Source organism: Chryseobacterium culicis, from assembly GCF_002979755.1.
GTDB classification, from domain to species: domain Bacteria; phylum Bacteroidota; class Bacteroidia; order Flavobacteriales; family Weeksellaceae; genus Chryseobacterium; species Chryseobacterium culicis_A.
Window position 1 is genome coordinate 356,085 of the sequence record NZ_PCPP01000003.1, and the last position, 20,052, is coordinate 376,136.

Below are 20,052 nucleotides of genomic sequence, written 5' to 3' on the forward strand. Positions count from 1 at the left end.
TTATTTCGGGCAAAAGTAGAATTCCCATATAAACTCTGTCTGATGGTACTTTAAAGAAACCGTTAATTTTTTAGCAAAACCGGAACGAAAAAATTATAGTTTTTAGTACATTAAATATTTGGCGTATTCGAAAACTATTTTGTACATTTGCAACCTGTTATTCAACCTCTGACGAAGAACGTGTAAGTTGCTTAGCTTTAACATTTTATTTTATTAATAATGGATTTATTAAAGTACGTACAAGACAAGTACATTGCGAAAAAAGAATTCCCTGAATTCAAAGCAGGTGATACAATTACTGTGTATTACGAAATTAAAGAAGGACAAAAGACTAGAACTCAGTTCTTCAAAGGAACAGTTATCCAATTAAGAGGTACTGGTTCTACAAAAACTTTCACTATCAGAAAAATGAGTGGTGATGTAGGTGTAGAAAGAGTATTCCCTATTAACATGCCTGCACTTCAAAAAATCGAAGTTGATAGAAGAGGTAGAGTTAGAAGAGCTAGAATTTACTACTTCAGAGACCTTAGAGGTAAAAAAGCAAGAATCAAAGACGCTGCTTACAAGAAGAAATAATTCAGACAACAATACATACAAAAAGAGGCTGTTTACTAATAAACAGTCTCTTTTTTTTGTTTAAATATTTTTTACTTTCTGTATGGAGTTCCTTCTCCGGTTTCCAGAAACTTTGTCAAACTGCCGAGAAACTGCCGCCAGCCATTTGAGCAGATCTCATAACATTCAATATCCGGATTCAGACCAATATGGGTAAGCATCAGTAAACTACTCTTTTCCTTTTGTTCCATTTCCCAGACGATCGTTGTACCAATCCATTCTGTTTGATTTTTTAATTCAGGAAGAGCAATCAGTGAATCTTCAACAGACCAGATCATTCTTGAATTGGGCATTGCTTCTTTTATCCGTATTGTCTTGTGAATATGGTCTCCAAATCTTACGGTAAACACATCTCCCACCTGTGCTGAGGCACCGGTAAACCACTCAGACCACCAGAGAGGAATCTGATAAGCAAGCGCTTCATAGATCTTCCCTGCCGTAGCTTTTAGTTCAATTGTAGTATTATAATTGTCCATACGATGTATTTTTTGTTTTTCAAAACTATATCCTGCTGGATGATACAATTTTATGCAAATTATTGTTGAATAGACTTTGCATAGGGCAAGAAATATTTAAGATTAGAAGTTGCCTACCTTATTAACTGTAAAAAGGTTATTCATTTTTCATGAGATATTGTAAAGGAGTAGCTCCTGTATGTTTTTTGAAAAATTCAATAAAAGCGCTGTCAGATGAAAAGTCTAAAATATGTGACACCTCTCCTATTGAATTACCTTCCACCAAAAGCTCAATCGATCGCTGCAGCCGCCATTGCTGCCTCCATTCCTGGTAAGACAGTCCGGTTTCCTTTTTAAAGATACGGCTGATTGTTTTCTCTACTGCTCCGGTTTTTTCTGCAAGATCTTTCAACATAGGTGGTATAGACTTGCGCAGTGTCCATTCTTCAACTGTTTTTTTAAAACGTCTGTCCTGAGGCATTTTAAGTTCCAGTTTTTCTTCCGGAGCCTTATTCATTTCGTCCCAGAATACTTTTAAAAGATTAATTTGATTATTACCCAAATCCGACCACTCCCAAAAACAAATCCTTTCTATAATCTCTTTTAGTAAAGCATTTACATGAAGAACCTTCAGATCAAATGTCATATATTTTTTTGAATAATTTTCATCAAAATAAATTGATCTATAGGCTACAACATTCCGAAAATTGACCCGATGAATCTCATTGGCAGGAATCCATAGCATACGGAACGGAGGAAGAACAAACTGTTTATCAGAAGTAGTAACCGTCATACAGCCAGAGGGAGCATACAACAGCTGAGCCTTCGTTTTATGAAAATGAAAGCCAGAATCATGCATCACCATATCCGAGGCTATTCCTATTACTTTCTCTTGAATAGAATCTGCATTAAATTCTTCATTTTGCTTCAGTACAGCCATGTCCTATTTTTGATATTTTTTGTTTTTATATCATTATAAATATACCTTGTTTTTTTGGAAACTTTGCAGAAAAAAATGAAAAAGACAAATCCTATCTGGCTGTTGACATTGCTTGTAATGCTTCCGCAATTTGTAGAAACCATTTACAGCCCTGTTTTACCGATGGTACAGCAACAGTTTGGAGTAAAAGAAGAAGCTGTTACTCTGACGATCAGCCTATATTTTATAGCATTTGCCCTGGGTGTAGCATTTTGGGGTGTACAGTGTGACAGAATTGGAAGAAAAAGGTCATTGGAATACGGTCTCATCACCTATGGAATCGGAACCTTGGCTGCAGTTTTTGCACCTAACTTTATGATTCTTCTTGGTGCCAGAATTATTTCAGCATTTGGAATTTCCGCAGGGTCTATTGTGACACAAACTATTTTAAGAGACAGCTACGACAAAGATAATATCAGCAAAGTATTTTCCTGGATTGGAATGGGTTTATCCATAAGCCCTGTGGTAGGAATGATTACCGGTTCGGTATTGGCTTCTTCTGTGGGACATCAGGGAGTATTTATAACATTATGTTTGCTGGGAATATTATTCTTCACTCTTTCAAAACAAAAAATTTCCGAAACCCATCATTCAGTAAAAGAAATTAATGCAGGTATTTTAATCAATTTATTAAAGAGAATGCTTCATGACAAAGCAATTATCAGATGTTGTTTATTAATCATGAGTTTTAATGTTCTGTTGTTTTCATACTATTCGCTGGCTCCTTTTATCTTTAAGAAATACCATTATTCCTCTTATGTTTTTGGATATAGCAGTGTTATACTGGCATGTGGAACATTCGCCGGGGCAAAACTCAACAGATCTCTGATATTGAAGAATATACAACCTAAATGTTTAGTTAAAGCAAGTACATTTTCAGCATTTGTCGCTTCTATTTTCGTATGGATTCTGTCAAGCACAGGAATTTATTTTTTAATTCCTTATTTTTTCATTGTAATGGCCTTTAGCATTGCAATTCCCAATATCCTAAGTACAGCCTTAATGAATTATAAAAATGAAACAGGAAGTGCAGGTGCTATATTAGGATTGATTTATTATGTTCTGATAGGCTCCGGGCTCGTAAGTATTGGTTTTATACAGAATCTGGGAATTTCATGTATATTGTTTTCAGGTATAGGAGTTTGTACTTTATTGTTCTTTGAAAATAAGAAACATTAAGTTTAACTATTTTTTATTAAACTTAATGTTTCAACTATTTTTATTCTTCTACTGTATAAAACTGTACAATGCTTCAAAAAATTTCGGATATACTTCTATATGAGGAAGATGACCTACATGATCAATCTCTACCAACTTTGAACCTGCAATTTCCCGCTGAGTCTTCTTTCCCAATTCCTGATATTGCCCCATTTTCGGCTGAAGTTCCTTTGGTGCTCGGTCTTTTCCTATAGCTGTTCTGTCTCTTGTTCCAATGATAAGCAATGTAGGAACCTTGATATTTTTAAATTCATAACATACCGGCTGGTTGTAAATCATATCTGAGGTAAGCGCTGCATCCCAGGCTACCTGAGGATACTCTTTATGAAGTGTCCATCCGGCAATTAAATCAAGCCAGGGTTGATATTCTTCTTTCCATTTGTTGTCATAATAGAATTTCAGCTGATAGTTTTTATAAGTGTCAGCTGTATTTTTCAGTTCAGCCTGATACGCCTGATCAATGGTCTGATAGGCTGCAAAAGTCTTATAATCTTCCAGTCCAATCGGATTCTCAAGAATTAGTTTTTGTACTTTCTCAGGATATAGTAATGTAAACCGGGTCGCTACCATTCCTCCCATGGAATGTCCCAAAACTATAGCTTTGTCTATTTTCAATTCATCAAGAATTCCTTTTGTATTTTCCGCCAGCTGTGAAAAAGAAAATTGGTAATCATGAGGTTTCGAAGACTTTCCAAATCCTATCTGATCAGGAATCACCACTCTGAATCCTTTAGCAGAAAGGTCTTTTGCCGTTCTTTCCCAATAAGCCCCGTTAAAATTTTTTCCATGAAGAAGCATGATTACTTTTCCATTGGACTTCTGTGGCTGTACATCCATATATGCCATTTTCAAATCTTGCCCCTGAGATTTGAGCGTAAGAAAATGAACTTCATAAGGATATTGATAATCGGAAAGCATTGCATCCAGAGGTTTTACCTGCGAAAACATAAAACCTGAGACCGTCAAAGTAAAAACAGTCATTATATTTCTGAAATATTTCATGAAACTTTTATTTAAAGATTAAAATTAAAAAAACCGCTCCAAAAGGAACGGCTTCAACTGTTATTTTTAATTAAATATTTTTTAAACAACTATGCCATCGAAATTTCTTTTTCTTTTTTTGAAGGTAAATTCATTAAAACGATAGCAAAAAGAATAAGGGCAATTCCTACCCACTGGATAAGGAATACTTTTTCTCCCAGTAACACAAAAGCCATGGTTACGGAAACCGGAAGCTCCAGTGATGAAACAATACTTCCCAACCCTAATCCGGCATTTGGAAATCCAACATTGAACAGAATTGGCGGAATAATTGTTCCAAAAAGAGCCAGAACAAATCCATACGTGAGAAATATTGAATAATTAAATGAGTGGATATGTTCTGTATTATCTGTAAAATTCAGGTATAATGATTTTAAACCATCAAAATACATGGGTCCTATCTGGGCAAAGAATAAAAATGCAAATACCACTACTGAACCTCCTGCCAGCATAATAATACTCTTCCTGAAAACCGGAAGATGGGTTGCCAACGTATTGGAAGTAAACATTGTCAGGGTATATGAAGCGGCTGCCATCAGCCCCCAGAAAACTCCATGCCAGTCCAGTTCTATTTCCATATTAATAAGATTCGTTGCCAGAATGGTTCCCAGCAATACAATAACTACAGAAACAACTTTCCTCGCGTTGGGCAGTTTTCTTGTGATCATACTTTCCACCACTACACTGAACCAGACCGACTGCATCAATAAGACAATAGCAATCGATACATTGATATATTGTACCGCAATATAATAGAACAAACTTGTTCCTCCCAAAGAAGTTCCTGCAAGCAACAGCATTCTTACTTCTTTAGAATTAGGCAGCGATAATTTCTGTTTTGAGGTTAGGGTTTGAATAAGATTAAGGATCAAAAGCCCTGTCAAACCTAATACGAATTGGGAAGTAGTTACTTCTGAGGTTGTAAAACCATCATGGTAAGCCATTTTCACAAAAGTGGCCAACATACCGTATATACTAGCTCCAATCCCTACAAATAAAACACCTTTTAGTATATTTTTCTTCTTCATAATTTTTTTAACAGCCTGCAAAGTTACGACATATAAATTAAATCATTCTGAAGTGTACTACTGATAGATAAATAAAATCGCCACAAGCAAGCTTGTGGCGATTTTTAAATTGATTATAAAAGTAAATTATTTTTTAACCATTACTTTCGAAGCTGCTTCGAAACCTAGTCCTTTGATTTTAACCATATAAGTTCCGTTAACAAGATTGCTTGTCGAAATTGCTTTTTTAGCATCTGGTGAGATTTTATCTTCTGTAGAAACCAGTTTACCAGACATATCATAAAGTTCTACACTTACTTTTCCAAGGGTATTGCTTGGGAACTTAATATAAAACTCGTCCTTAGCAGGGTTTGGATAGATAGAAATATCCTTGTTCTTATTTGCATTTACATCATTGGTAGCCAATAAACATGCTTCCGGTACATTAAAGTCCTGAACCTGATCATTAATATTATTCTTCACTCCTGATGATGCATTCACTCCTAAACCTCTTCTTGCGAAAACGCCCCAGATCATACATTTGTCAACACCTGCAGTTGTTGCCAACTCTGCAGCCAATATTGCATTTCTTCCTTCAATAAAGCTAGGATTACAACCTTGAAGTTTCAGAGCGTCCGTTACCAACTGTAATACTTTTGTACTTCCGTTTGGAGTTGTGGATAATACATCTGAAGAATAACCATATTTTTCAACATATTTCCAGTGAAGATCCCATAGCATCGTTGCCCAGACAAAACCAATAGAGTGTACATCCGGAACCACTGCTGATCCGTTATTGTATTCCATTCCGTTGGTATCTCCGTAGGTAAATCCGTTAACAGCAAGGCTTGTAGAATATTTTGCAGGTCTGATACCAGCTCCTGTTATTGCCTGACCTAATGCATAAGTACCTGTACCTCTTGCTACAGTAGCATTATCGCCTGCTTTATTAGTTAACATTAACGCGAAGAAATCAGACCATCCTTCTCCCATTTGTTCTTTGCTCACTCCTGAATTCAGACAGTTGTATCCTGTACCAGTCATTCTGTTGGATATTCCGTGACCATATTCGTGAGTTACGATTCCGTTATCAAAGCTTCCGTCAGGAGTCATATTTCCTTTTAAGGTAACATTTACTGTAGTACTTGCTGCAAGCTGAGTTTTGATATATTCTCCTTCTGCATTGGTAATAAGTACTGAAGGAATTGTAATTGTAGGATCATTACCTGCCATATTTCCTATAGTAGCACCATTTACAGCGTTATTATATACAATAGCCGCTTTAGCTCCTGCATCCTGAAGGTTTTTCACTTTAATAGCAAAGGAACATGTTCCTCTTTCAACCAGTCCTATTTTATTAGTCAATGAAGTTGCAGGCAATGCTGTACAACCATCCAAAACTGATGAAAGTGCAACATCTCCTGTTATTCCGTTCATAGGTAATGGAGTACCAAACTGTGCAGTTCCGGCTCCCGGTGTACGGGAAACAGCCGCAGTAGGTGCATTATAGTAAAATACTCTTCCCACCGGAGACCAAAGATACATCTGCATTTTACCATTATAACCATCCTGCCCTGAAGAGAAATTCGCGTTATTTAATCCGCTTCCATCCTGTGCCTCTGCATATACAGAGTCATCATCTCCTCCTACAGGTCCATTACCAAAGTTGTTCTGCTGGAAATTTCTGGCAGATTCTGTAAATCCGAATTTATAGAAAACATCATGAATTCTATTATTCAGATAAAATAAATTCGTAATGGCAGCATTTCTGTTGTTTAATGGAGTTTCATTGATATTAAAAGGGAAATCAAAATTTCTTGTTGCTCCACCATCTGCCGGAGCTCCTGTAAGATAATCAGGTGCTGTTAAAGCTGTTCCTGCAGCATCTTCATAGGCAAAAACATTATTTCCTCTGGTAACAGTATAATGATTCGTTCCGTCAGAATGCCATCCTTCAGGGGAAGCACTCAGAATCCAAGGATTCGTAATGACTGATCTTGAACCAAAAGTAGGTGCTTCAATAGGCAATGGAAATACATTATATGATGCATTATCCGGTAAAAGCAATGGAATATTATTCTGTGCTAGGTTATTTTGAGGTCCAACTAGTGTATTTTCAAAATGATCAGCATGGCTGTATTCAGTATCGGAACCATAGGCATCATGATGGAAATTACAAGACAATGTCAGGTTACTTTTCAAAAGGATATTTCCATTGTTGGCATCTACTAAAATATTCCAGAAATTCGGAGATTTTGGCTCATTTAAAGTATATTCATATGCCAGACGAAGGTTTCCGCTCTCATCATTCATATACACCAATCTTTGATTGGCTGATGTAGCTTTCTTTTGCGTCTTTTCAAGATATTCAAGAATGGTGAAATTCGCAATATCAGGGTTTTTAAGATCTTCAGCAATTTTTTGAAGAGCTGTATTTTTATTAATTGCAGCTGTACCAGATGTAGAGGTAGTATAATCTTTTACAAAATTATCTGTGTAATAAACAATTTTATTGTCCTGAATCAATGCTGTTCCTACAGAGCTGTATACAGGTAAACCTTTATACGTCTGTAAAAATTTAACAACATTACCATTCAATGATTTTGAAGGATCTACATTATCAACAATGATATTATTCAGATCAGACTTTTTATATTCCCTTATTTTATTTTGAGAAATATAATCCTTAATCAGTTTTTCATTATCCTGTCCGAACAATATTGTCGGAAACGCAGAAAATACTGCAAATAAAAGTGGTAAAGCTTTGTTTTTCATATCCATTATTAAAGGCGCTAATCTACAAATAATTCACATAACTTCACTATTTTTTTTGACAAAAATTAAAATATAAATAAATACAAATGGAAAGGATAAACTTAAAATCATTTTACATATTTCTCAATGAAGAGAACCCTGTATTATATTTGCGCTTGCCTGATTATGTTTACCCCGTTTTTTATTTCTTTTTCATTAAAAACATTTTGTTAAACAAGCCTTTTTAATGGATATAAATTTCTAATCTATTCTGAAACCAACTTTTCTATTTTTACTATTTTACTTGAGTAGTTTTTGTCTTCAATATCCTAAAACCACGATGACACTATTACTATATGGACATAAAAAAAGCCGCTCAAATGAGCGGCTCCTTATCTATAAATGGTTCAAAGATTATTTACCTTCTTCCATTTTTCTTTTCAACTCTGCTAATGCATCGATGTCTCCAAGAGTAGATCTTTCTTCGTTGTTAGAAGAAGAAGTTACGTTTCTAGAAGAAGATTCTTTAACGTTTTTCTTTTCTTCGTCTCTGAAGATACCTGTGTGAGATACTACTACTCTTTTGAATTCTTTGTTGAATTCGATTACTTTGAATTGAGCATCTTCACCTTTTTTGATTTTAGATCCATCTTCTTTCTCTAATAATCTTGAAGGACAGAAAGCTTCAACTTCAGCATCTTCGAATTGAACAGAAGCTCCTTTATCGTGAACTTCTACAGCTTTACCAGCGTGGATAGTTCCTTCAGCATATTTAGTTTCGAATTTATCCCATGGGTTTTCAGTCAATTGCTTGTGACCTAGAGATAATCTTCTAGCTTGGATATCTAATTCAAGAACTACAACGTCTAATTTATCACCTACTGCGCAGAACTCAGATGGGTGCTTGATTTTCTTAGTCCAAGAAAGATCAGAGATGTAGATTAATCCGTCGATACCTTCTTCTAACTCTACGAATACACCAAAGTTAGTGAAGTTTCTTACCGTTCCTACATGCTGAGATCCTACAGGATACTTAGCTTCGATGTTTTCCCATGGATCTTTAGACAATTGCTTGATACCAAGAGAAATTTTTCTTTCTTCTCTATCTAAAGTTAATACTTCAGCTTCTACTTCATCACCTACTTTTACGAAATCTCCAGCAGATCTTAAGTGAGTAGACCAAGACATTTCAGAAACGTGGATTAATCCTTCAACACCTGGAGCGATTTCTACGAATGCACCATAGTCAGCAAGAACTACTACTTTTCCTTTTACTTTGTCACCTACTTTCAAGTCAGCAGAAAGAGCATCCCAAGGATGAGCTTCTAATTGCTTCATACCTAATTGGATTCTTGTTTTCTCATCATCGAAATCAAGGATTACAACTTTCACAGTCTGTCCGTCTTCTAGGATTTCAGATGGGTGGTTCACTCTAGACCAAGAAAGGTCTGTAATGTGGATCAATCCATCAACACCTCCTAAGTCAATGAATACACCGTAAGAAGTGATATTCTTAACAGTACCTTCAAGAACCTGACCTTTTTCAAGCTGAGCGATGATTTCTTTTTTCTGACCTTCGATATCTGCTTCGATCAATGCTTTGTGAGATACAACTACGTTTTTGAACTCAGGGTTGATTTTCACAACTTTGAACTCCATAGTTTTTCCTACGAACTGATCGTAATCTTTAATTGGCTTAACGTCAATTTGAGAACCAGGTAAGAATGCTTCGATTCCGTGAACGTCAACGATCATACCACCTTTAGTTCTAGATTTAACAAAACCGTTAACGATTTCTCCAGTTTCGTGAAGTTCGTTTACTTTATCCCAAGCTTTAAGCGTTCTAGCTTTTCTGTGAGATAACTGTAATTGTCCAGTTTTGTCTTCTCTCTTGTCAACCATTACTTCTACCTCGTCACCTACTTTAAGGCCTTGGTTGTAACGGAATTCGTTTAGAGAGATAACACCTTCAGATTTGAAGTTGATGTCTACGATAGCTTCTTTGTCAGTTAATCTTACAACTTTACCAACTAAAACGTCGTTATCGTCTAGGTTGTTTAAAGATCCGTTGTAGATTTCTTCTAAATCGCTTTTTTCTTTTCTCGCATCTGCATCAAGACCTGATTCGAATGAATCCCAATCAAATTGTTCTGGTGCTACGTTTTGGTTTAATAAAACCTCTGCTGAATTTGTCTCTTTTGACATTTTCTAATAAAATTTGTATTCCTTCTTTTTTAATGGTTTGAATAAATGCGGATTAAAAAATACGGAAGTAATTAATTGTAAGTAATTTACCTATCAAACCTTTTCGCCACAAAAGTGGGTGCAAAGATAATGATTTTATTTAAAATAAGCAATAGATTTCAGCACGCTAATATTTAACTTATGTATTTAAAAATCAACACCTTCATTAAAAGAATGCTTCAACTGCGCTCAGCATGACATTCTAATACCAACGGTCTTAAATTCAGAATGAAGCAATATCCGATGTCTTGTGAGCATAAACTGAAAGTTTACGAACACAGTTCACGAAGCATATATAATAAGTAGAAGACAAAATGAGATTATTCATTTCGCTACCCTTCATTCAGAATGACAGTAACACCGAATTAAAGAGCAACGTTTTTCTATTCCTATCAAACTCTTCTCCTATAAAATGCTACCACTCCAGAACTCTCAAATCCTCAAACTCTCCCATATATCCCCCGCTTAAATTCATTACCTTTGCAGCATGGAATTACAGCCGATCTATCAAAAACTGCAGATTCAGGATATGAATCAGATGCAGAAATCTACTTATAAAGCGTCCGAAAACAATACAGACATTGTTTTACTCTCTCCTACAGGATCAGGGAAAACGCTTGCCTTTTTATTTCCTGTTTTGAGGAATCTGAAAAAAAATGTTCAGGGAGTTCAGGCATTGATATTGGTTCCTGCCAGAGAACTTGCTTTGCAGATTGAACAGGTTTTTAAATCGATGGGAACAGATTTTAAAGTTTCTGTCTGCTATGGAGGGCATGATAAAAAAATCGAGGTTAATAATTTAATTGAAGCTCCTGCTGTACTGATTGGAACTCCCGGAAGAATTGTTTACCACTTAAGAAATAATAACTTTGATCCGAAAACAATTAAAACCTTAGTTCTTGATGAGTTCGACAAAGCTCTGGAACTGGGTTTCCATGATGATATGGAATTTATTTCCCATTCTTTACAAGGACTTTCTCAAAGAATTTTAACTTCCGCCACCGCAATGGATGAAATTCCGGCCTTTACAGGATTAAAAGATGAAAAAGTAATCAGTTTCCTTAAAGAAAATGACATTAAACCGGATCTTCAGCTGAGAAAGGTAATGACCATATCTGAGGAAAAACTGGATACCCTTTTTAATCTGGTTTGTAAAATCGGAAATAAGAGAACTTTAATTTTCTGTAATCACCGTGATGCTGTAGACCGTATCTCTGAGCTTCTTCATCAGATGGGAATTGACAGAGAAACCTTCCATGGTGGTATGGAACAGGATGAAAGAGAACGTGCTTTGCTAAAATTCAGAAATGATTCTGCAAGAATTCTTATTACCACAGACCTGGCTGCCCGCGGACTTGATATTCCCGAGGTAGAATCTATCGTTCATTATCAGCTTCCGCCAAAAGAAGATGCCTTCATCCACAGAAACGGACGTACAGCAAGAATGAACGCCAAAGGTTTTGTATACCTGATTATGACTGAAGAGGAAAATTTCCCATTCATTAAAAATAATACTCCCGAAGAAAGTGTTGCCGGATTTACTAAAGTTCCGCAAAAAACACCTTTCCAGACTGTTTACATCAGTGCAGGGAAAAAGGATAAGGTGAATAAAGTGGATATTGTAGGATATTTACTCAAGAAAGGAGAACTGCAGAAAGAAGATGTGGGAATTATTGAGGTAAAAGATACGACCTCTTATGTTGCTGTTTCCAGAAATAAAGTAAATGCTCTTTTAAGAAAGCTTCAGAATGAAAAACTGAAAGGAAAGAAAGTGAAAATGGAAGTTGCTTATTAAGTCACAAAAGTTTTTTTAAGTTGATACTTTGTGCATATAAAGTTCACATAAGCTTGTGAAAATTTTCAATTTCAAAGATAAAGTAATTACCCCTGTGAGAATTCCCCTCCTCCGGATGGGTGGCGAAAATTCAGAGAATTTTTGACGGGTGGTTTCAACAAACATAAAAAGAGCTCTGAAATTTCAGAGCTCTTTTATTATAAAGATATCACAATCTTATTTTATTCCTCTTACTCTGGTAGGGAAAGTATACACAGATTTTGAAGCAGTAATGAAGAGTATGTTATTATTTTTCCCACCGAAAGCGACATTGGAAGTCCATTTTTCAGGGATAGAAATATGATAAATCTTCTTTCCTAAACGGCTGAAAACATGAACGCCATCTCCTGTCAGATAAAGATTCCCGTGTTTATCCAGCTCCATTCCGTCTGATCCCATTTCACAGAACAGTTTTTTCTCAGACAATTTCCCTTCACCTAGAATATCATACACATAAGTTTTCCCGGCATCAATATCAGAAATATACAATTTCTTTAATTTTTCACTTCCTACAATTCCGTTAGGTTGTGTGAAAGTATCCAGCTTAGTAACTTTTCCTGTTTTATCTCTGTAATAAAGGCTTTTATGCTGAATTTCCTGCTTAAACCCTGTCCAATAGTCTCTTTCGTACAAAGGATCGGTAAAGTACATTCCTCCCAATTCATCATTCCAGACATCATTGGGGCCGTTCAGTCTTTTTCCTTCAAACCCTTTAAGCAGCACCTCTACTTTTTTATCTTTTGAAATTTTCCAGATTTCCCCCTGATCATCAGAACAGGTAATCAAATATCCGTCTTTGTCAAAGTGGGTTCCGTTTGCTCTTCCTGTTTTATCTAAGAATTCTATCACCTGATTACTTTTCCAGTCCCAGTAATAGATCTTATCATTAGGCTGATCGGTAAAGTAAACATTTCCCTCTTTATCTGCTGATGGTCCTTCGGTGAAACTGAACTTATCGGAAACCATTTCCGGCTGTACTCCTTCATAAAACATTTTACTATAATTTACTGATTGGCAGTTTACCAATGCGAAAACCAAACCAATCATACTTATTTTAAAGATATTCTTCATGCTTTATTTTTAAGACTGCAATTTACGATATGATCAAAAGGTTTCAAAATATTTTCTCACTTTGATACAATAAAAATCACAAATACAAAATGTCCCAATTGTCCTATTTTTGAAGTAGATCCTATTAGTAATAAAAAGATATATTCCGGAGCTTTGCAGTAAGAGAATCGATCACTTTTTACAGGGAAATAATCAATGGAAAATAAGGTCGATCAGGATGAAAATTGTACCAAAATACTTTATAGCATACAACAATGAGCGCAGAGTCTAACAATATCAAGTCTTTGGAAATTGAAAATGAAGATTTCAGAAATTCAGTGGGAACTATGGATGAATCCGGAAAAAGAAAGTGGATTTTTCCCAGAAAGCCCAAAGGAAAATATACCAATTACAGGAATTACACCAGCTATCTTCTTCTTGCTTTATTTTTCGGGTTGCCATTTGTAAAGATTAACAATAATCCTTTTCTTCTCATTAATGTCATCGACAGAAAGTTTTTTATCCTTGGACAGCCTTTCTACCTGCAGGACTTTTTTATTCTTGCTTTGGGAGCGGTAACTTCTGTGATTTTTGTGATGTTATTTACGGTTGTTTTCGGAAGAATATTTTGTGGGTGGCTGTGTCCCCAGACTCTTTTTATGGAAATGGTTTTCCGTAAAATCGAATACTGGATCGAAGGTGACCGAAATAAACAGATGAAGCTCGACAGACAGGAATGGGATGCTGAAAAAATCCGAAAAAGAGTGACGAAATGGTCCGCATTTATTTTTATTTCCCTACTCTGCTCTACTTTCATGTTCATGTATATTGTAGGCTATGAACAGGTTTTCCAGATTATGCTGGAAGGACCTTCAGAACATCCATTAAAGTTTATTACGATGATCTTTTTCACGATGACATTCTATTTTGTTTTTGCATGGCTTCGTGAACAGGTTTGTACCCTGGTTTGTCCTTACGGAAGACTGCAAGGGGTATTGATTGACAAACAGACCATCAATGTATATTACGATTTTAAAAGAGGTGAAGGCCGTGCAAAATGGAGAAATAACGAAGACCGAAAAGCAGCAGGAAAAGGAGACTGTATCGACTGTAACCAATGTGTTGTGGTATGTCCTACGGGAATTGATATCAGAAACGGACAGCAATTGGAATGTGTAAACTGTACAGCATGTATCGATGCCTGTGATGAAGTGATGGAAAAGGTAGGCCTGCCTAAAGGATTGGTACGCTATGCCACAGAAGATGAGATTGAAAATCAGGATAAATTCCGATTCACTCCAAGAATGAAAGCCACCACCGTTATTTTAGCGCTGCTTATCGGATTCCTTGGGTTTTTGATGTACGACCGTGGTTCCATGGAAGCCAAATTCATTAAGCCGGCAGGTTCTACGTTTTTCATTAAAAATGGTAAAATCACCAATACTTTTATTTATACCCTTCTGAATAAATCAAATGAAAAAAAGACGCTTACCATCAAAGTTATCACTCCAAACCATGCAGAAATCACTTACTTCGGTTCTGAAAAAATCATTTTGAAAGGAGATCAGATCCTGAAAGGAAACATCAACATTTCCTTCCCTGAAGAAGAAATTAAGTTCTCAAAACAAAATATGGTCATCGGAGTTTTTGATGAAAAAGGGAAACTGATAGATTCGTTTGAAACAACGTTTGAAGGACCATTTAAATTAGCTTTATAGGTGGCAGATGACAGGTGGCAGGTGATAGGTGTTAGGTTGCAGGGATTAGGGATACTACTCAACAAATAGCAATGGTGAATTTTGCTTCGCAAGTGAATCGTGAATTTGGATGGGAAGTCAATAAACAAGATAATGATCGTCTAAACAGAAGAAGTACCCCGTAACTCGCAACAAACACAACCAGCAACAAACACAACCAGCAACTTTAAACATTAAACTCATTAAGCCTTATATTTCCTCATGAACTGAGTAGGAGTCATTCCGGAGCTTTTCCGGAATACTCTTACAAAGTAGGAATATTCTTCGTATCCTAATCGAAAAGCTATTTCCACCAGACTTTCGTCCAGGTACATCAACATTCTTTTAGCCTCCAGTACTACCCTTTCTGTAATCACATCCGTGGCTGTTTTTTGAACAACAGTCTGGGCAATTCTATTCAGATGCTTGGAGGAAATCCCTAATAAAGAGGCATAATGAGTAATTGATTTATGTTTGGTAAAATTTTGTTCCATCAGATTCTCAAAATCCTGATAATGTTTAAAATAAGAGAGTCCGGCAGCTGATGCCAGTGTATCAAAGTCTTTTGAAAACAACCGGGCAGCATGAATGAAAATCTGGGACATCAATGACAAAATAAGGCCTTCTTTCATTATATTTTTAGCCTGATGTTCTTTTCCCAGTTCCTGAAATAAACTGCTGTTTTTCTTCAATTCCAGAGCATCCAACTGAAGTTTTCTTGGAAAAGATACAGATCCGAAAAAGGGAAAGTTTCTGAGTTTCTGATTTACATAATGCATTTCGTAAAACTCCTGAGAACAAAAGAAAATATAGCCATCAATATCCTCCGAAAGTTCCCAGCTGTGAATCTGCCCCGGTGAGAGAAAGAAAAGACTGCCCTCCGAAACTTCATATTTCTGAAAATCAATTTCATGTACTCCTGATCCTTTGGTAAAAAGAACAGCAGCATAAAAATCATGTCTGTGTGGTTTTTCAATATGGCGATGTCCCACCACCAAATGATTCTTCATCGTGTTAAAATAAAAATCTGAAGTATTTTTACCCGCCTGGAAAAGATCGATATGAAGAACGGAGATCGGATTCATTATTATATAGCTATCGTAAGAATTCACAAATTTAGATAAAAAAGAACTGGCATATGGTGGTTCTTCCTATCTGTTAACACAAATACCTGTTATTTTATAACAATTTCACTCCTATAAATTTTCTTTGAAACAAAGTCTGAATGCACTTTTTACAATATATTTTGGATGAAACTTTAAAAAATTTTTATCTTTGAAGTTTAGGAGTAGTAAAATGAAAATAAATTTACCTGATAAGCTGTATTATTCTATAGGAGAAGTTGCGAAAGCATTTGATGTAAACACTTCATTAATACGTTACTGGGAACAGGAATTTCCTATTATCAAGCCTAAAAAAAACAGAAAAGGAAACCGATATTTCACTCCTGAAGACATCAAAAACCTTCAGATGATCTACCATCTGGTAAAAGAAAAAGGATATACCCTGGATGGAGCCCGTATCGCCTTAACCACAAACAGTAAAATTTCCGAAACCATCACCCTGATTGACCGCCTGGAATTCGTAAAAGCCGAATTGATTAAGCTGAAAGAATCTTTGGGAGAAAGGGATGGTGAATAAATTTCTTTGAACACACAATAACCTCCGCTGCAATGAATTGCAGCGGAGGTTTTATTTACATTCTATCAGGAATACGATCACCAGCTATTTTCACAACGTACTATACCCCCTTACCTAACCCCCTCTACCCCCTTGGGTAAGGGGGTATACCCAGTTGCATAAGGGGCTGAAGGGAGTTGCATAACGGTCTCTAACCCCTTTGATAAAGGGTATAGAGGCTTATGGAAGGGGCTAGAGACCGTTGACTAAGAGGCCGGAGCGACTTCTGAACTGGCTAGAGACCCTTGATAAAGTGGGTGGAGAGGCTTGTTAAAGTGGTGAGAGGGACTTATCTAAGGGGCTGGAGGGTGTTTATAAGTGGTTCACAGCAGTACAAGGGCTTTTCCTGCTTGTGGACATGAGAGAGACGCTCGTGCTCGCGCCAGCGGGAGGATTGACTAAGAATCAATCTCTTTTTAGTATTTATTTAGTTTATCAAAATATTTTTACTCATAGTTTTTTTTACTTGGATTTAAAAACCACCTTCCTTCTTTTTTATATAACATAATATTACAGATTAATATTTTAGTAAAAAAAGCTGGGTAATGAGAGTCTATTTTTAATAAAACTTTAAATCCATCTATTTTCTGAATACATATAATATTAGTTTTAGGATGAGCACCTTCTTTTTTATAATTAAACTTTTCATAATCATTACAAAGCTCATAAAAATCATTCGGATAAATCTCATTATAATTATTATTAATAATGGAAATAACTCTATCTGAAGTTACAAGTAAATAAGAATCATATAAATCACATTCTAATATTGGTAATTCATTTGATAATAAAGATGCCTTCGTTGGGACATAATTCTCCTCTAAAAATATTGTATGCATTTTATCATTAAATGTTGTCCAATCCTCAGGTTTTTTATCAACACATCTAAGTGTAATTTCTAAAACCTCTTTTTTAAATTCTTTTGTTTTCATAATTAATATAAAACTTTATCCCAAAAAACTGTATTCCATTGCTGGCGCGAGTGTCCCGCCCGTGTCCATAAACAAAATCATGAAGTTTATATATAGTTATTCTGAAAATTCAACCATAGATTGAAGCAAAGCTGGTTGCCATCCAAAGTTTAAAAGTAGTAAAACTTATAGTATAAACAAAACCACCGCAATTGCAGTGGTTTTGTTTTATTTGTGTGCATGAGCGACACGCTCGCGCCAGCAGGGGATTAATTTGTATAAATTGGCTCTCTATTAGTATATAAAGCATCAATAATGCCATCTCTTAGTTCAATGAAAAGAATACTATACTTTTCATTAATATTTAATTTATACTTTTTCCCACTATATTTTATCTCAATATGCTTTATATCTTTATTTAATGCAAATTCTAAAACTTTTGAGTTTCCACTTGTCCTTGTAGTAATGCTCTTATTGATTTTAGAATCTTGAAAAATCAATATACTATTATCAGTTTTAATTGATATTTTCTCATTATAAATATCATTATCATACAATTGGATCATCAACCTATCTTTTCTAATTGTTTTCTCATTATCCATTGATTCTGTGTAATGGATTTCAGGAACAGAAAAACAATTACAAAAAACTAGTAATACACATACTAACAAAGCATTATTTACTTTTTTCATCTGGAATATTTTGGATTATTATATCTCTTTGTTTTACATTTATAACATTCCAATTCTTGGATCGTACATAACTTTTACTTCTTTTTGAATTGGATTATCACTATCTGTATTGTGCCTTAAACCAAAAAAAAATATGTCCAGCTTCATGAGCAGTTGCTTCCCGTGCTGGCGAGAGCGTCTCGCTCGTGTCCATAAACAAAATCATTAAGCTTATATATAACTTTTCTGAAAATTCAACCATAGATTGAAGCAAAGCTGGTTGCCATCCAAAGTTTAAAAGTAGTAAAACTTATAGTATAAACAAACCCTTGCATTCTGCAAGGGTTGTTATTTATTCTAGCGTGGACAGGAGCGACATGCGCTCGCGCCAGCAGAGGGAGAATAGTCTATTTTTATTCATCCACTATTTCTCCATTAAGTTTAAATTTAATATTAAAAACATTTTCTCGAAGATAGGTAACCTTTTTAATTCCTTTTTCAGTTCCTAATTTTTTTAATATATCTTCTCCTTTCTCTGCAAATGAAAAATATTCATCAGAGTAAAAATAAAGAGGTATTAATTTCTCTTGTAGAAATACCGCTCTATTTGTATGTTCTTTCCAAAAATTTTTTGGAGAATTATTATTACTTAAATACAAGATATATGTATCTGTATTTTCTTTATCTAAAACCATATATATATCATTGTTATTGCCACTTTTCTGTATTTCTTTAATAAGAATTTCATTGACAGAAGAAGGTAAAAAATATACTATATCCGAAAATGATCTCTGTGGATAGCAACTAAACAGACACAAATTAAATATTAGTAATAAAATATATTTTTTCATTATGGATATTTTTGCTTATTAATAAATTGATTCAAAACTTCTTGCTCCTTGCTGGCGCGAGCATCCAGCTCGTATCCATAAACAAAATCATGAAGTTTATATATAGATATTCTGAAAATTCAACCATAGATTGAAGCAAAGCTGGTTGTTATCCAAAGTTTAAAAGTAGTGAAACTTATAGTATATAAACAACCCTTGCAAGAATGCAAGGGCCGTTATTTTTTTCTGTGGACACGAGTGACATGCTTCCGCCAGCAAGGGGTAATATGCTAAGAAAAATATTTACTCAAACTTAATATTTAGATTTCCAATACAGTCCATAAATTTTTTTTGATTTTCTTTTTTAAAATAAGGAATATCTTTTACACCATCTTTAATATCATTATAATTTATCTTGACAGCTCCGTAGCTATTAAATTGCTTACCAAGCATGTAATAATTTTTGGTAAAAACAATTGGTTTTGGGGTAAGCTCATCAACTTCCAAACATTTTTTCAATTCATCTATCTTATTTTCTATTACTAACTGATATCTATAATATTCATTCAAATTGTTCTTTTTAAAGTCTTCTATTGATTTCTTTTTCGTATAAAATATAAAATTGCCATATTTTACTTTTTTGTACGAAAGACTGTCAATTCTCAATTTGTAAGGGCTGATTGTTATTTCACAAACATCTTTATTATCGAAAATAATAATCCCATCATAAAATCCATCTTCATAATGAAATCCGTCTTCAATATAAATACGTGAATATTTTTTTTCAGGATTTATATTACAAGATTCTATTCCTAACAATCTAAATTTTGTTAAAGCATTTTTCATTCCCTCATTTTCTTGGGGACTTAAATAAGAACTATTAAAAGAAACATCGTTATTATTGAGTAAATTTTGATTTATTTCTTTTAACGAGCTTTTACTTTGTGATAAACAGCTAGTAAATAGCATTATGTACAATAAAATATAGTTTTTCATTGGTTATTATTTATATGAATGTGATGTATTT

General features: G+C 34.9%; 17 protein-coding genes. 5 read left to right on the forward strand and 12 right to left on the reverse strand.

Annotated elements, in window-relative coordinates:
- Nucleotides 1–219 precede the first annotated feature (219 nt).
- The gene (rplS, locus tag CQ022_RS18165; protein WP_002980648.1) at nt 220–576 is read left to right on the forward strand and encodes a 50S ribosomal protein L19; all 357 of its coding nucleotides are present in this window, start codon (nt 220–222) and stop codon (nt 574–576) included.
- A gap of 71 nt (nt 577–647) precedes the next feature.
- Here the strand turns inward: rplS and CQ022_RS18170 are convergent, their stop codons facing one another.
- On the reverse strand, nt 648–1,091 hold the full coding sequence (locus CQ022_RS18170) for an SRPBCC family protein (protein WP_105683710.1): 444 nt from the start codon (nt 1,089–1,091) through the stop codon (nt 648–650).
- Nucleotides 1,092–1,227: 136 nt separating this feature from the next.
- Nucleotides 1,228–2,010, reverse strand: coding sequence for an AraC family transcriptional regulator (locus CQ022_RS18175; protein WP_105683711.1), 783 nt, complete (start codon nt 2,008–2,010; stop codon nt 1,228–1,230).
- A gap of 75 nt (nt 2,011–2,085) precedes the next feature.
- Here CQ022_RS18175 and CQ022_RS18180 point away from each other — a divergent pair, with 75 nt between their 5' ends.
- On the forward strand, nt 2,086–3,228 hold the full coding sequence (locus tag CQ022_RS18180) for an MFS transporter (protein WP_105683748.1): 1,143 nt from the start codon (nt 2,086–2,088) through the stop codon (nt 3,226–3,228).
- Between the two features lie 48 nt (nt 3,229–3,276).
- Here the strand turns inward: CQ022_RS18180 and CQ022_RS18185 are convergent, their stop codons facing one another.
- The 4 genes from CQ022_RS18185 to rpsA all read right to left on the reverse strand — a co-directional run bounded on the left by CQ022_RS18185 (nt 3,277) and on the right by rpsA (nt 10,274).
- The gene (locus tag CQ022_RS18185) at nt 3,277–4,269 is read right to left on the reverse strand and encodes an alpha/beta fold hydrolase (protein WP_105683712.1); all 993 of its coding nucleotides are present in this window, start codon (nt 4,267–4,269) and stop codon (nt 3,277–3,279) included.
- 89 nt (nt 4,270–4,358) lie between these two features.
- Nucleotides 4,359–5,336, reverse strand: coding sequence for an EamA family transporter (locus CQ022_RS18190; RefSeq protein ID WP_105683713.1), 978 nt, complete (start codon nt 5,334–5,336; stop codon nt 4,359–4,361).
- 126 nt (nt 5,337–5,462) lie between these two features.
- On the reverse strand, nt 5,463–8,090 hold the full coding sequence (locus CQ022_RS18195; RefSeq protein ID WP_228421774.1) for a T9SS-dependent M36 family metallopeptidase: 2,628 nt from the start codon (nt 8,088–8,090) through the stop codon (nt 5,463–5,465).
- A gap of 393 nt (nt 8,091–8,483) precedes the next feature.
- Nucleotides 8,484–10,274: a 30S ribosomal protein S1 gene (gene rpsA, locus CQ022_RS18200; protein ID WP_047095475.1), complete on the reverse strand. Its 1,791-nt coding sequence runs from the start codon at nt 10,272–10,274 to the stop codon at nt 8,484–8,486.
- 526 nt (nt 10,275–10,800) lie between these two features.
- Here rpsA and CQ022_RS18205 point away from each other — a divergent pair.
- Nucleotides 10,801–12,108: a DEAD/DEAH box helicase gene (locus CQ022_RS18205; RefSeq protein ID WP_105683715.1), complete on the forward strand. Its 1,308-nt coding sequence runs from the start codon at nt 10,801–10,803 to the stop codon at nt 12,106–12,108.
- Between the two features lie 216 nt (nt 12,109–12,324).
- Here the strand turns inward: CQ022_RS18205 and CQ022_RS18210 are convergent, their stop codons facing one another.
- A complete protein-coding gene (locus CQ022_RS18210; RefSeq protein ID WP_105683716.1) occupies nt 12,325–13,218 on the reverse strand; it encodes an SMP-30/gluconolactonase/LRE family protein in 894 nt (297 codons plus the stop codon).
- A gap of 254 nt (nt 13,219–13,472) precedes the next feature.
- Between CQ022_RS18210 and ccoG the strand changes: the two genes are divergently transcribed.
- Nucleotides 13,473–14,915, forward strand: coding sequence for a cytochrome c oxidase accessory protein CcoG (gene ccoG, locus CQ022_RS18215; RefSeq protein ID WP_105683717.1), 1,443 nt, complete (start codon nt 13,473–13,475; stop codon nt 14,913–14,915).
- A 221-nt stretch (nt 14,916–15,136) separates the two neighbouring features.
- Here the strand turns inward: ccoG and CQ022_RS18220 are convergent, their stop codons facing one another.
- Complete coding sequence (locus CQ022_RS18220) at nt 15,137–16,018, reverse strand: AraC family transcriptional regulator (RefSeq protein WP_105683718.1); 882 nt, start codon at nt 16,016–16,018, stop codon at nt 15,137–15,139.
- 211 nt (nt 16,019–16,229) lie between these two features.
- Between CQ022_RS18220 and CQ022_RS18225 the strand changes: the two genes are divergently transcribed.
- The gene (locus CQ022_RS18225) at nt 16,230–16,574 is read left to right on the forward strand and encodes a MerR family transcriptional regulator (protein WP_105683719.1); all 345 of its coding nucleotides are present in this window, start codon (nt 16,230–16,232) and stop codon (nt 16,572–16,574) included.
- Nucleotides 16,575–17,059: 485 nt separating this feature from the next.
- On the opposite strand, the gene CQ022_RS18230 is transcribed toward CQ022_RS18225, so the two are convergent.
- The 4 genes from CQ022_RS18230 to CQ022_RS18245 form a co-directional block, all read right to left on the reverse strand.
- Nucleotides 17,060–17,545 (reverse strand): hypothetical protein, encoded by a 486-nt coding sequence (locus CQ022_RS18230; RefSeq protein ID WP_105683720.1) that lies wholly within the window; start codon nt 17,543–17,545, stop codon nt 17,060–17,062.
- A gap of 248 nt (nt 17,546–17,793) precedes the next feature.
- Nucleotides 17,794–18,216: a hypothetical protein gene (locus tag CQ022_RS18235; RefSeq protein ID WP_123864455.1), complete on the reverse strand. Its 423-nt coding sequence runs from the start codon at nt 18,214–18,216 to the stop codon at nt 17,794–17,796.
- Nucleotides 18,217–18,608: 392 nt separating this feature from the next.
- Nucleotides 18,609–19,046 carry a hypothetical protein gene (locus CQ022_RS18240; protein WP_105683722.1) on the reverse strand — a complete coding sequence of 146 codons (438 nt, stop codon included), beginning with the start codon at nt 19,044–19,046 and terminating at the stop codon, nt 18,609–18,611.
- A gap of 282 nt (nt 19,047–19,328) precedes the next feature.
- A complete protein-coding gene (locus CQ022_RS18245; protein WP_123864456.1) occupies nt 19,329–20,021 on the reverse strand; it encodes a hypothetical protein in 693 nt (230 codons plus the stop codon).
- Nucleotides 20,022–20,052: the final 31 nt, after the last annotated feature.